The 12,784-nt window shown below is 65.0% G+C and carries 11 protein-coding genes and 1 riboswitch; of the genes, 5 read left to right on the top strand and 6 right to left on the bottom strand.

Translation table 11 applies throughout. The annotated features are described in order from the left end of the window. Positions 1-9 precede the first annotated feature (9 nt). Both P9217_RS26535 and P9217_RS26530 read right to left on the bottom strand, forming a co-directional pair. Entirely contained in the window at positions 10-312 is a 303-nt protein-coding gene (locus P9217_RS26535; protein ID WP_127217233.1) for a CcdB family protein, read from the bottom strand. Beyond that, complete coding sequence (locus P9217_RS26530) at positions 299-553, bottom strand: type II toxin-antitoxin system CcdA family antitoxin (protein WP_127217234.1); 255 nt, start codon at positions 551-553, stop codon at positions 299-301. The genes P9217_RS26535 and P9217_RS26530 overlap by 14 nt, the downstream gene beginning before the upstream one ends. 154 nt (positions 554-707) lie before the next feature. On the opposite strand from P9217_RS26530, the gene P9217_RS26525 reads away from it, so the two are divergent. Continuing rightward, positions 708-1,646, top strand: a complete 939-nt coding sequence (locus P9217_RS26525; RefSeq protein WP_095824076.1) for a homocysteine S-methyltransferase family protein — start codon at positions 708-710, stop codon at positions 1,644-1,646. Positions 1,647-1,662: 16 nt separating this feature from the next. Here P9217_RS26525 and P9217_RS26520 read toward each other — a convergent pair whose 3' ends face one another. Together P9217_RS26520 and P9217_RS26515 are read right to left on the bottom strand one after the other, a co-directional pair. Next, positions 1,663-3,477 (bottom strand): ABC-F family ATP-binding cassette domain-containing protein, encoded by a 1,815-nt coding sequence (locus P9217_RS26520; protein ID WP_127403910.1) that lies wholly within the window; start codon positions 3,475-3,477, stop codon positions 1,663-1,665. 1 nt (position 3,478) lies between these two features. Further along, positions 3,479-4,123 carry a thiamine diphosphokinase gene (locus tag P9217_RS26515; RefSeq protein WP_127217122.1) on the bottom strand — a complete coding sequence of 215 codons (645 nt, stop codon included), beginning with the start codon at positions 4,121-4,123 and terminating at the stop codon, positions 3,479-3,481. A 139-nt stretch (positions 4,124-4,262) separates the two neighbouring features. Further along, a riboswitch (TPP riboswitch) is annotated at positions 4,263-4,378 on the top strand. A 42-nt stretch (positions 4,379-4,420) separates the two neighbouring features. Between P9217_RS26515 and thiB the strand changes: the two genes are divergently transcribed. From thiB to P9217_RS26495, 4 genes are all read left to right on the top strand, one after another. Then, on the top strand, positions 4,421-5,431 hold the full coding sequence (thiB, locus tag P9217_RS26510) for a thiamine ABC transporter substrate binding subunit (protein ID WP_278087878.1): 1,011 nt from the start codon (positions 4,421-4,423) through the stop codon (positions 5,429-5,431). A gap of 204 nt (positions 5,432-5,635) precedes the next feature. After that, entirely contained in the window at positions 5,636-7,258 is a 1,623-nt protein-coding gene (thiP, locus tag P9217_RS26505; protein ID WP_278087879.1) for a thiamine/thiamine pyrophosphate ABC transporter permease, read from the top strand. Next, positions 7,255-8,016, top strand: a complete 762-nt coding sequence (thiQ, locus tag P9217_RS26500; protein WP_278087880.1) for a thiamine ABC transporter ATP-binding protein — start codon at positions 7,255-7,257, stop codon at positions 8,014-8,016. Before thiP ends, thiQ begins: the two co-directional genes overlap by 4 nt. Before the next feature lie 207 nt (positions 8,017-8,223). Further along, positions 8,224-9,666, top strand: a complete 1,443-nt coding sequence (locus tag P9217_RS26495; protein WP_095799779.1) for a M48 family metalloprotease — start codon at positions 8,224-8,226, stop codon at positions 9,664-9,666. Positions 9,667-9,749: 83 nt separating this feature from the next. Here the strand turns inward: P9217_RS26495 and P9217_RS26490 are convergent, their stop codons facing one another. Both P9217_RS26490 and P9217_RS26485 read right to left on the bottom strand, forming a co-directional pair. Next, positions 9,750-11,747, bottom strand: coding sequence for a caspase family protein (locus tag P9217_RS26490; protein ID WP_278087881.1), 1,998 nt, complete (start codon positions 11,745-11,747; stop codon positions 9,750-9,752). A 147-nt stretch (positions 11,748-11,894) separates the two neighbouring features. Beyond that, positions 11,895-12,758, bottom strand: a complete 864-nt coding sequence (locus P9217_RS26485; RefSeq protein ID WP_278087882.1) for an RNA polymerase factor sigma-32 — start codon at positions 12,756-12,758, stop codon at positions 11,895-11,897. Positions 12,759-12,784: the final 26 nt, after the last annotated feature.

Raw genomic sequence — 12,784 nt, 5'->3', positions numbered from 1 at the left:
CCGAGCGGCTCAGAAGCCCTGAAACAGCATGTCGAGCGCTGCAACGATCTCGTCGTGATGCTTCGCGAGGTTGAAACGGTTTTCCCCGAGTTCCGTCGCAGCCCCCGTAGCGATCAGATGGGTGGCCATGACCAGCTTGCGTCCATTGATTTCGAAGACCGGATGCAGCTTCCGCATTGGCGGCGGCGCCGACGCGAGGGGCAAAAGCGGAACGACGACGCGCGTCTTGAAATTGTCGAGCAGGTCGGATTGAACCTCGAGGACGTAGCCGCCTTCGATGCCGCTGGCGGCAAAGGCGTCATAGCGCGCCATCAGAACGCCTATGCTCCTTGAGCGGAACGCCGTACGTGTCGACATACTCGTTCCAGGCATCCATGGTGGCGCGGTTTTCGAGCTTCCACAGCCGCGTTTTCTCGGCTGCCACGGCTTCTGCGATCCCGGCTTCGGCGGCACGAGATACATTCACGTTGAGCCCCTTGGCTTCCTTCATGAGCTGTGAATCGATCGATAGATTTGCCGGCTGGCGGACCGCATTTGCGGCAATCTTGCGCATGATAGCCTCCGCAACATGCGTATAGAATATGCGCATCACGCGAGTGCTGCAATGGATAGCTTGGACCAGCGCGACCTTCGCGACCGAACCGGCATGGCAAATTCGCCCTCAAATGCTATAGTCGCGCAAGCGGCAGGTCTGACCGGAGACGGCGATGACCAGTGCGAAGATCGACGTTCGTGAGCTGGGTGAAGCCGTTTTCCTGACCGATGGCGGCCTCGAGACCTCGCTTGTTTTTCTGGAAGGCCTCGATCTGCCCTCCTTCGCCGCCTTTCCGCTTCTTGGCGAGGAGGAGGGGCGGACGACGTTGGCCCGCTATTTCCGCCAGTATCTCGACATCGCCGACAAACACGGGGTCGGCTTCGTGCTCGATACTCCGACGTGGCGCGCCAATCCGGACTGGGGCGAAAAGCTCGGCTATTCGAAAGTCGCATTGTCGGGCATAGACATGCAGGCAGTGTCATGGGCGCGGGCGCTGGCTGCGCCCTATGTTGCGCGTGGCATGACCGTGCTGGTCAATGGGGTGGTCGGGCCCCGTGGCGACGGCTACCGCATTGACACAGTCATGACGCCCGCCGAGGCCGAGACCTATCACGGCGATCAGGTCAAGGCGTTCCGCGATGCCAGCGCCGATATGGTCAGCGCCATCACGATGACCTATGCGCAGGAGGCTGCCGGAATAGCCTGTGCCGCGATGGCGGTGGGGCTCCCGTCGGTGATTTCGTTTACCGTCGAGACGGACGGACGCCTGCCTTCGGGGGAGAGCTTGAGAGACGCCATCGAGACCGTTGACGACGAAACGGACGGCGCTCCCGCATATTTCATGATCAACTGCGCACATCCGAGCCATTTCGACGCCGTCCTTGCCGGCGACGGACGCTGGATCAGGCGCATTCGCGGCGTGCGGGCCAACGCCTCAGCCAAAAGCCATGCCGAGCTGGATGCGGCGACCGAACTCGATCCAGGCGATCCTGTCGACCTCGGCCGGCGCTACCGCGCCATGCGCGACCGCTTCGGCCAGATAGCCGTGCTTGGCGGCTGCTGCGGCACCGACAGACGCCATATCGCTGCGATCTGCGAGGCCTGCCTCTGAGCCTTGCCGATAGCGGCTAGCCTTCCATCTCCTCGCGTAGCATCTCCAACTCCAGCCACTCTTCCTCAAGTGAGGCCAGCGTGGTGCGCTCCTTGTCGAGCGCGGCGATGGTCTTCTGGAACGATGCGGGATCGCGCTCGTAGAAGGACGGGTCGGCGATACTGTTCTCCAGCCTTGAGATGGACGCGCTCACCGCCTCGATCTTCTTCGGCAGGGATTCCAGCGCGAACTTCTGCTTGAAGGAGAGCTTCTTGGCCGGGCTTTTAGCGCTGGTCTGTTCGGCTCTGGCCGTCGCTTCGTTCGCTTCAGCCTTCGGCCTTGCCTTGCGCTCCTCCAGCTTCGAGCCGCCGCGTTGCGCCAGCATGTCGGAATAGCCGCCGGCATATTCGATCCAGCGTCCGGCGCCGTTGGGCGCGATCACGCTGGTGACTGTGCGGTCAAGGAAATCGCGATCATGGCTGACCAGGACGACCGTTCCGGCAAAGCCGGCGACCAGTTCCTGCAGCAGCTCCAGCGTCTCCATGTCGAGGTCGTTGGTCGGCTCGTCGAGCACCAAAAGGTTCGCCGGCCGCGCCAGCACCCGGGCCAGCAGCAGTCGCGCCCGCTCGCCGCCTGAAAGCTCGCGCACCGGCGTGCGCGCCTGCTCCGGCTTGAAAAGAAAATCCTTCATATAGGAGACGACGTGGCGCTGCTCGCCATTGACCACAAGGTTCTCGCCGCGCCCGTCGGTCAGGTAATTCGCCAGCGTCTCCTGCGGGTCGACGGCCTCGCGCTTCTGGTCGAGTGTTGCGATTTCCAGATTGACGCCGAGCCGCACGGTGCCGGCATCCGGCGGCAGCTCGCCGGTCAGCATCTTGAGAAGCGTCGTCTTGCCGACGCCGTTCGGCCCGACAAGGCCGACGCGATCGCCGCGCTGAATACGGGTCGAAAAGCCCTTGACCACGGTGAGGTCGCCAAAACTCTTCTCGATGCCCTTGGCTTCGATCACCAGCTTGCCGGATTCAGCGGCGTCGCTTGCCACCATCGTCGCCGAACCCTCGGCGCCGCGATGGCTGCGAAAACGCTGGCGCATGGCCTGCAGCTCGCCGAGCCGGCGCATGTTGCGCTTGCGCCTGGCGGTCACGCCATAGCGCAGCCAATGCTCCTCGCGCACGATCTGGCGGCCGAGCTTGTGCTGTTCGCGCTCTTCCTCTTCAAGCACCTGGTCGCGCCATTCCTCGAAGCGCGCGAACCCCTTGTCCAGCCGGCGCGTCTGGCCGCGGTCGAGCCAGACGGTGGCGCGCGAGACGCGCTCGAGAAAGCGGCGGTCGTGCGAGATCAGGATCACGGCCGACGAGGTGCGGGCAAGCTCTTCTTCCAGCCATTCGATGACCGACAGGTCGAGATGGTTGGTCGGCTCGTCGAGGAGCAGGATATCGGGCTCCGGCGCCATGACGCGGGCCAGTGCTGCGCGGCGCGCCTCGCCGCCGGAAAGGTCGTTCGGCCGCTCCTCGCCGGTCAGGCCGAGATGCTCCATCAGATAGGTGGCGCGATGCGGGTCGTCGGCCGGCCCGAGGCCGGCCTCGACATAGGCGCGCACGCTGGCGAAGCCATCCATATCGGGCATTTGCGGCAGGTAGCGCACCGTTGCCGAGGGCTGGCGGAATACTTCGCCGTCCTGCGGTTCGATCAGCCCCGCGACGATCTTGAGCAGCGTCGACTTGCCCGAACCGTTGCGGCCGACAAGCGCGATCTTCTCGCCGGCGGAGGCGCTCAGCGCCGCGCCGTCGAGCAGCGGCGTGCCGCCAAAAGTCAGTTTTATGCCATCCAGATTGAGAAGAGGCGGTGCCATGTCAGCTTTCGGGAAGAGGATAGGGGTGGGCGAGCAGCAGCGCCCGGCCACGCTCGAGCGCGATCTCGAGCCGACCCTTGATCTCATTTGATATGGTAAGCGATGAGCCGAACGCCACCTCGACACCGTCCAGCGGCCATTTGGCGCCTGAGACCGTCAGGCCGGCGAGGTCGGAGAAGCCGAGCACCGAGAACAGCGTGCCCTCGGCGTAGTCGAAGCCGGCTTTGCCCGGCAGGATCGGCACGCCTTCCTGCGCGCCGCTGGTCAGCAGCACGGTCATGCCCGCCTCGGCCAGCCGCACGCTCAGAGCCAAATGCAGAAAGGCATGATCGGCGCGCTTGCCGCCGAAGGCGCCGGCCAGCACCAGGCTGGTGGCGCCGCGCGCCAGCGCCTCGGCAATGGCGAGCTCGCCGTCGGTCATGTCCTTCTCGGTCGGGAAAATCTTGCGCGGCACGGCGGCCAGATTCTCCGGCAGGTTTGGCGGTACCGAGTCGAAATCTCCGACCCAGAGCTCCGGCAGGAGGCCAAGCATATGGGCATGGCCGATACCGGCATCGGCGGCGATGATGCGGGAGCCTTCGATCTGGCGATCGAGGCGAGGCGTGCGGACGAGATCGCCGCCAAGCAGGATGGTGAATGTGCCCATGGCCGTCGCCCTTACCAGCCCGGCCCACGAAACGGAAGCGGGCGCGTCCAAACGGAATCGCGCTTCGCTACCGCGGTGAACGGTGATGATCCCCGGAAACTTCCGCTTGCGCGCCGCATCGGCCGGGCCTATGTCTCGAAATGCTCTAACGGGGTGCCGGACGCTGATTTTGCGAACCGGCTGAGAGGCAACGAAAGCCAACCCGCTGAACCTGATCCGGTTTGTACCGGCGGAGGGATTAGACGCTTCGGACCATCCGACGCCTCAATTCCTTTAACGCGAACGAAGGAGGCGCCGATGCGCTCGTTATTGTCCAACCTTGTTCTTGCAGCCGGCCTTGTTTCGCTTTTGGTGGGCGTCGGGCCTGCCGAGGCGAAAGACAAGCTTACCGTCTACACCTACGAAAGCTTCACCGCCGACTGGGGTCCCGGGCCCGCGGTGAAGAAGGAATTCGAGGCCGAATGCGGCTGCGATCTCGAATTCGTCTCGGTTGCCGACGGCGTGGCACTGCTCAACCGCGTCAAGCTGGAGGGCGCCGGCACCAAGGCCGATGTCGTGCTCGGCCTCGATACCAACCTGACCGCGGATGCCAAGGCGAGCGGCCTATTCGCGCCGCATGGCGCGGTGGCCGATTTGAATGTGCCCGGCGGCTGGAAAGACGACACTTTCGTGCCTTTCGACTACGGCTATTTCGCCGTCGTCTACGACACCGAAAAGCTGAAGACCCCGCCGAAGAGCTTGAAGGAACTGGTCGAGGGCACCGGCCCCGACAAGATCATTATCCAGGATCCGCGCACTTCGACGCCGGGCCTCGGGCTGCTGCTGTGGGTCAAGTCGGTCTATGGCGACAAGGCGCCGGAAGCCTGGGCCAAGCTGAAGCCGAAGGTGCTGACCGTGACGCCGGGCTGGAGCGAGGCCTATGGTCTGTTCACCAAGGGCGAGGCGCCGATGGTTCTCTCCTATACCACTTCGCCGGCCTACCACATGGTGGCCGAGAACACCGAGCGCTATCAGGCGGCGTCCTTCGAGGAGGGCGAATATCTGCAGATCGAGGTCGCCGGCATCACCAAAACCGGCGCGAAGAACCCGCTGGCGGAAAAATTCATAGCCTTCATGACCGGGCCCAAGTTCCAGGACATCATCCCGGAGACCAACTGGATGTTCCCGGCCGGCAAGACCGACAAGCCGCTCAACCCGGCCTTCGAAAAGCTGGTGAAGCCGACCAAAACCCTGCTGTTCAGCCCGGACGAGGTGGCGGCCAACCGCAAGGCCTGGGTGGATGAATGGCTGGCGGCGATGAGCAAGTAGGACGCAGGATGGCGCTTGAGCACCCCCCTCTGTCCGGCCGGCCATCTCCCCCGCAAAGGGGGATCGGTGATTTCGCTAGCCGCCGACGGTGTAGGAAGAGCGGCAAAGCTGCCAATCTCCCTCCTAGAGAGGGAGATGTCCGGCAAGGCAGAGGGGGGCGCGACGGAACGCGGCGTTCGCTAGCTCGAGCCAACGTGGTGCAGCGTGCAATCCACGCCGCGCCCTGACCCTCACATCACTGCCGGCATCATCGCCCTTGTCGCCATTACTTTGCTCATCGGCGGCGCCTTCGCCGGCCTCATCCTCGAAGGCGCAAGCGGTCCGTCCAGCGCTGCCGCGGCCTTCGACAGCTATCTGCTCCGCGTCGCCCGCTTCACGCTTTGGCAGGCGCTGCTGTCGACATTGCTTTCGGTCTTGCCGGCAGTGTTCGTCGGCCGCGCCCTGTCCAGGCACACCAACTTTCCCGGACGTCGCCTGATCCTGCAGTTGTTCACGGTGCCGCTGGCGCTGCCGGCTATCGTCGCCGCGCTCGGCGTGTTGGCGCTTTACGGCCATGCCGGTTATTTTGCCGGCATCCTCGGCACGTTCGGCGGTGGGGAATGGCCGGGCATTTACGGCCTTTCCGGCATCCTGGTCGCGCATGTCTTCTTCAACCTGCCATTGGCCACGCGGCTGTTCCTCGAGGCGCTCGGCACCGTGCCGGCCGACCAGTGGCGGCTGGCGAGCCAGCTCGGTATGGACGCTCGGTCGGCCTTCCGGCTGATCGAATGGCCGGCGCTGCGCACGGTGCTGCCGGGGGTCGCCGGGCTGGTCTTCATGCTGTGCATCACCTCCTTCACAATCGTACTGACGCTGGGTGGCGGGCAGGCGGCGACGACGCTAGAGGTCGCGATCTACCAGGCGCTGCGCTTCGATTTCGATCCCGCGCGGGCCGTGACACTAACGTTTCTGCAGATCGTGCTGACCTTCGTCGTGGTCGCCATGCTGACGCGACTCGGCGCCAACACGGTCGGCGATGCGAATCTGCCGGTAGCGCCACGCCGCTATCTTGCGACCAGCACCACCGAGGCCGTGTTGAATGCCGGCCTCATCGTGCTTGCGCTGCTGTTCGTCGCCGCACCGATGGCGGCGACCGTGCTCGCCGGGCTGGAGGCGGATCTCGGCCGGCTGGCCGGCGAGGACGCCGTGCGCCGCGCGACGCTCACCAGCGCCGGGCTCTCCTTTCTCTCGGCGCTGTTTTGCGTGATGCTGTCGCTGTCGCTGATCGCCGCCCGACGCGCACTGGCCCTGAGGCGCCGCGCGGGCGGCGCCATGTCGCTTCTCGAACATGCCGCCGACACCGGCGCCGGTTTCGTGCTGGTCGTGCCGCCCATCGTGATCGGCGCCGGCTGGTTCCTGGCTCTGCGCAACATCACCGATGTGTTCGCCATCGCACCTGTCATGGTCGTCGCGGTGAATGCGGTGATGGCGATGCCTTTCGCCATTCGCGCCGTCCGCCCTGCCTATGACGCGGCGAGCGAGCGCCACGAGCGACTCTGCCTGGCGCTCGGCATTTCCGGCTGGAACCGGCTGCGGCTGGTCGACTGGCCGTCGCTCCGGCGGCCCTTGGCCACCGGCTTTGCGTTCGCCATGGCGCTGTCGCTCGGCGATCTCGGCGTGATCGCGCTGTTCGGCAGCGATTCCGTCCAGACCTTGCCCTATCTTCTACTCGCGCGCATGGGCAGCTACCGGACCGCCGACGCCGCGGGGCTGGCCTTGCTGCTCGGCCTCGTCTGCCTGATGCTGGTTGTCGCCGCCGACTGGCTGGGGCGGGAGGCAAAGGCATGACGAGGGATTATAATGGCATCGCGGCCACGAAGGGCCTGGCCGTCACGTTGGACGGCGTATCCTTCAGCTATGGCGAGGCATCCTTCCGGTTCGATGTCGAATTCGCCGCCGGCAGGATCACCGCCATCATGGGGCCGAGCGGTTCAGGCAAGTCGACGCTGCTCAATCTGGTGGCCGGCTTCGAATCACCCAATGCTGGCAAGGTGCTGATCGGCGGGATCGATGTCGACAATGCGCCGCCCTCGGCGCGGCCGGTGTCGATGGTGTTCCAGGAAAACAACCTGTTCGCCCATCTTTCGGTCGAGGGCAACGTCGGGCTTGGCCGCTCGCCATCGCTCAAGCTCACGGCCGACGACCACCGCGCGGTCGCGGAAGCGCTGGGGCGTGTCGGCCTTGCCGGCAAGGAAAAGCGGCTGCCGCGCGAGCTTTCCGGCGGCGAGCGGCAGCGCGTCGCGCTGGCGCGGGTGCTCATACGGGACCGTCCGGTGCTTCTGCTCGACGAGCCTTTCGCCTCGCTCGGCCCGGCGCTGCGCGAAGACATGCTCGATCTCGTGGCCGGCATTCACGCCGAGCGACAGATGACCGTCCTTTTCGTCACGCACCAGCCGCAGGACGCGCGTAGCATCGGCCAGCAGATCGCGTTCGTCGACGAGGGCAGGGTCGCGGCAACAGGGTCGGCCGCCGATTTCTTCGACGGTGCTGGACCGGAGGCCTTCCGGCGCTATATCGGCGATCGAGGCGGTAGCGTTGCCGGATGACAACACATTGCCCGGAAGCGGACATAATTTACGGCCAAACCGGCTGCGGGTGATCAGGCGTTTGCTTGCCTTGTCCGGGGGAGTGTGGCTAGGTCCGGCCATGCTGGTCCGGGTGGGCCGTGATTTGCCGAAAGATTACGAAAGGAAGCCGATCTGACAGCCGGCATCGAGAGGGTATGGACTAAGCCGCTGGCGCGATTTTTCGCGATGGCCGGCTTTGCCGTGGCGCTGGCGAGCTGCCAGATGTTCACGCCGCCGGACGTGCAGGAGTCCGGCTTCCAGCCCTCCGATAAGCCGATCACCGTCGACAATGTCGTCGCCAACGCCAGGCTGGCCGAAATGGCCAAAGCGCAGCATCCGCGGATTCTCGCCACCTATGGCGGCGAATATTCCGATCCGAAGCTCGAGCGCATGGTGGCCAAGGTCGTCGGCAATCTGACGGTGGTCTCGGCCAATCCGACCCAGACCTATCGCATCACCATCCTCAACTCGCCCAACGTCAACGCCTTCGCGCTGCCGGGCGGCTATCTCTATGTCACGCGCGGTCTGCTGGCGTTGGCAAATGATTCCTCCGAGCTTGCGGCCGTCATCGCGCATGAGATGGGCCACGTCACCGCCAATCACGGCCTGCAACGACAGCAGCTCGAGGCCGAGGAAGGCTTGGCGACCAAGGTCGTCTCCGACGTGCTCGGCGACAGCCCGACGGCCAAGGCCGCGCTCATCCGCGGCAAGCTGAGGCTTGCGCAGTTTTCGCGCAACCAAGAACTGCAGGCCGACGCGATCGGCATCAAGTCGATCGGCGAAGCGGGCTATGATCCCTATGCGGCCGGCCGCTTCCTGCAGTCGATGTCGGCCTATACCGATTTCCGTTCGGTCAGCGGCGCCACGGATGCCAGCCTCGACTTCCTGGCCACGCATCCCAACACGCCGCAGCGCATCGAGCTGGCGCAGCGGCTCGCCCGCAACTTCGGACCGCCCGGCGTCGGCACGCGCGACCGCGATGCCTTTCTAGCCGGCATAGACGGGCTGCTCTACGGCGACACGCCGGAAGAGGGCTATGTGCGCGGCCAGACCTTCCTGCATCCCGGCCTTGGCGTGTCGTTCTCGGTGCCCGAGGGTTTCGTCATCGACAATTCGGCGGCCGCGGTGACCGCGACCGGTCCGGGCGACATCGCCATCCGCTTCGATGGCGTGGCGATCGACAAGTCTGTGTCGCTCACCGACTATATCCGCAGCGGCTGGGTCGCCGGACTAGACGATGCCAGCGTGCGCCAGGAAACGGTCAACGGCAACGAGGCGGCGATGGCGCATGCCAGCGCGCAAGGGTGGCAGTTCGATATCGCGGTCATCCGGGCCGGCGGACAGGTCTACCGGCTGCTGACTGCGGCACCCTCGGCCAGCACCGCGCTGGAGCCGGTCGCGCGCTCCGTCAGCAGCTCCTTCCGCACGTTGAGCGCGGCCGAGAAGGCGGCGCTGAAGCCGCTGCATATCCGGGTGGTCACTGTGCAGCCCGGCCAGAACATGGGCACGCTTGCCGCTCAGATGGTCGGCGTCGACCGAAAGCTCGACCTGTTCCGGGTGCTCAACGCAATGTCGCCGGGCGCGAGCGTGTCGGCCGGCGACAAGGTCAAGATCGTCACCGACAAGTAGGGTCGCATCCCGTTTCGTGCTTCCGCAACGAATCAGCCGCGCGCTTCTATTCAGTCAACCCGGGCGCGCGGCTGCCGCAGCAATCAGAGCCCGCCACTGCTGCCGCCTTCAGGGCTGGTCTGGCCGCCGGTGCTGCCCCCGCTGCCCTCACCACTTTGGCCGCCGCCGGACCCCGAATGATCGCCGCTACTGCCGCGCCAGGGCGCCGGCCCGGTATCGGTCTGAGGTGGTTTGACCACTGTCGGGACTGTCACCGTCGGCGTCTTCGGCGCGGGTGTGCGGACAACCTTTACCTTGGTGACTATTTTCGTCACAACCTTCGGCTTGCACACTGCGACCGTTAAGGTGCTGCGCGCGGGAAGGCCGAGAATGCTCATCGAATATGCCTCTTGCCGCGCGATGCCGGCTTTGAGGAAAGCCAAGGCGCGGGCCTCGTCGGCGGGCACGCCGTTGCGGCCATCCTTGAAGATCACGGCGAGATCGTTCATCGCGTTGACGTGCCCCATGGCCGCCGCCTTGAGCAGCAGGTCCAATCCCTTGCCGGTATTCTGCTCGACGTCGACACCATTGAACAAGGCTCGCCCCCAAGCGGCCATCGCATAGGGGTCTCCCTTGTCGGATGCTTCTGAATAGAAGCTGATCGCTTTCGCGGAGTCCGCGGCCGGTCCTATTCCGGACGAAGCGATATGGCCGAGCTCGAACATGGCGCGGACGTGCCCCCTGTCGGCAGCTTCCTGGATAGCTTTCCTGGCCTCGTCGACCTTGCCGGACGCCAGCAGCGCCCGCCCAAGCTCGTAGCGAAACCGAGCGACGTCGGGGTAGGCCTTCACCGCCGCCTGGCAGGCCTCAGCGGCCTCGCCGGTGATCTCGTTCTGCAAACGGCCGGGCGCGACGCCCTGCAGGTCGAGCGGTGCGCCCGCCGCTTGGTCGCAGGGGTCGACGCTTGGCGACAGCTTCATCATCGCTGCCTTGGACGCGCTGCCGCCGCGGATTTGGAAGCCAATCTGGACCGGAGCAGCCGAGCCGATCTGCGGCTCGTAACGCAAATTATCGACTTCACCGGCCATCAGGCTGGAATCCGGAGACAGGGTCCGGTCCGGCAGCGACAGAGTTCCCGCTGCCGGATAGCTTGCAAGCTTCAGGCTGAGTGCGGGGTCGTTGCTCGGGAAATCGAGCTTCAGCGGAACCGGACCGACGCCAACCGGGATGCTGATATCGCGATTTTCGATCGCCTCGGCGGCGCCGGTGAGGTGGATGCCGATCTCTGGATCCGGCTGCTTCTGCTTGGCCGTGACCTCCTGACCCCCGGCGTCATCGTGGCGCATCAGCACCACCTCGTCGACCAGCGAGGAATTCTCCCACGGAACCTGCTTGCCGTTGGTGGCTTTGACCACGTCGCGGCGAACCGCCGCCATCACCGTGCGGATTTCCTGGTTGGGCGCCAACGCGTGGCGCGAAAAGGCAGATGAGAACGGGCTGAGGGCACCGCGCCCGTCATAGGCGACCGCGCCTGGCTCGGTGGCGAAGGCAATCAGCGTGTTCAGTGAGCTCTTCACCTGCGCAAGGCCGGCGTCGCCCGCGACGATCAACTGGTCCCTCAGCCAGTAATCCTGGCGGGGGAAAGGATTGTTCCGGCAGGCGTCGAGGATGATCACCTGGATCTTCGCTTTCGAGCGCAATTGCTCCAGCACGTCGTCGAGCTTGATCGCCTGGACCTCGATGTCGGCGGCATCCTTCAGCGACGCATCGACGGGGATCAGGAAATTCTCGCCCCCGATCTGAAAACCATGGCCGGAATAGTAGACGACGGCCAGATCCGCACCGTCCGCCGCGGCGAGATAGTTGCGGAACCGCTCCTCGAACTGAAGCTTGGTCAAGTCCTTTGCGACGAAGACGTCGAAGCCGGCCAGTCGGAACGTGTTCGCGACGTCCTGAGCATCTTTGTCCGGGTTTTTGAGAGCCGGAATATTTCGGTATTCGGCATTGCCGATGACCAAGGCAACCCTTCGATCGGCGTGAGCCTCGAACGCGGTGAAGCACACGAGAACCAGGGCTGCAAGGAACGCGCAGCATCGCAGCATGGCAAACCCCCATCCGCTAAAGTTGGTGCAGTCAGGAAGACAGTTTACGCCGCGAGGGTCTGTTAAAGAATTCACAATCCATGGCTACGGATGCAGAAAGCCGCCAAGAGATGGCCTCCTGACGTCTTCGAGCCGCTGCCTCGGCTTTCAGGCGGCTTCCGCCAGGAATTCGGGGTTCTGCTTCACTAGCGCCGCCCGCAGCTTTTCCATGGCGCGGGCTTCGATCTGGCGGACGCGTTCCTTGGAGATGCCGAGCGCCTCGCCGAGCGATTCCAGGGTGGCGCCGTCGTCGCTAAGGCGGCGCTCCTCGATGATGCGCAGCTCGCGCGCATTGAGCGCGCCGAGCGCGCTTTTCAGCCAGACCGCGCGGCGCTCGACGTCGATCGTTTCGCCGACGACCTCGTCGGGAAGCGGATCCTCCGAGACCAGGAAATCCATCCGCTCGGCGGCGCCGTTCTCGTCGGCAAGCGGGGTATTGAGGGAGCTGTCGGGGGCCGAAAGACGCGAATCCATCATTGCCACGTCGGCTTCCGGCACGCCGAGCGCGGCCGAAACCTCGCGGTACAGCGAGGCATTGGAGAGCGGCTCGGCGCCGTTGGCAAGCCGCGCGCGCAGCCGCCTCAGATTGAAGAACAGCGCCTTCTGCGCGGAGCTGGTGCCGCCGCGCACGATCGACCAGTTGCGCAGGATATAGTCCTGCATCGAGGCGCGGATCCACCAGGTGGCATAGGTGGAGAAACGCACTTCGCGGGCGGGCTCGAAGCGGGCAGCCGCCTCCAGCAGGCCGACATGGCCTTCCTGAATGAGGTCGCCGAGCGGCAAACCGTAGTGGCGGAATTTGGAAGCCATCGAAATCACCAGCCGCATATGGGCGACGGTGATCAGATGCAGCGCGTCCTGATCCTTTTTTTCCCTCCAGCGTATGGCCAGGAGATGCTCCTCGTCGCGCTCGAGATAGGGAGCCTTCATTGCCGCCCGGAGCAGTGTCCGTCCTGCCACATCCTCGATCATGCCGGCTCCTTTGGCGGTCGTTGCAC

It is taken from the genome of Mesorhizobium sp. WSM4989, from assembly GCF_029625795.1.
GTDB lineage: Bacteria > Pseudomonadota > Alphaproteobacteria > Rhizobiales > Rhizobiaceae > Mesorhizobium.
The sequence above is the reverse complement of the archived record's forward strand: the minus strand, read 5'-3'. Positions and strand labels throughout refer to the sequence as shown.

Bases quoted from the DNA above. Each gene is read 5' to 3' on its own strand.
- P9217_RS26520 (WP_127403910.1), bottom strand. From the start codon at position 3,477: ATGGCACCGCCTCTTCTCAATCTGGATGGCATAAAACTGACTTTTGGC.
- thiB (WP_278087878.1), top strand. From the start codon at position 4,421: ATGCGCTCGTTATTGTCCAACCTTGTTCTTGCAGCCGGCCTTGTTTCG.
- P9217_RS26535 (WP_127217233.1), bottom strand. From the start codon at position 312: ATGGCGCGCTATGACGCCTTTGCCGCCAGCGGCATCGAAGGCGGCTAC.
- P9217_RS26490 (WP_278087881.1), bottom strand. From the start codon at position 11,747: ATGCTGCGATGCTGCGCGTTCCTTGCAGCCCTGGTTCTCGTGTGCTTC.
- thiQ (WP_278087880.1), top strand. From the start codon at position 7,255: ATGACGAGGGATTATAATGGCATCGCGGCCACGAAGGGCCTGGCCGTC.
- P9217_RS26495 (WP_095799779.1), top strand. From the start codon at position 8,224: ATGGCCGGCTTTGCCGTGGCGCTGGCGAGCTGCCAGATGTTCACGCCG.
- P9217_RS26530 (WP_127217234.1), bottom strand. From the start codon at position 553: ATGCGCAAGATTGCCGCAAATGCGGTCCGCCAGCCGGCAAATCTATCG.
- P9217_RS26485 (WP_278087882.1), bottom strand. From the start codon at position 12,758: ATGATCGAGGATGTGGCAGGACGGACACTGCTCCGGGCGGCAATGAAG.
- P9217_RS26525 (WP_095824076.1), top strand. From the start codon at position 708: ATGACCAGTGCGAAGATCGACGTTCGTGAGCTGGGTGAAGCCGTTTTC.
- P9217_RS26515 (WP_127217122.1), bottom strand. From the start codon at position 4,123: ATGGGCACATTCACCATCCTGCTTGGCGGCGATCTCGTCCGCACGCCT.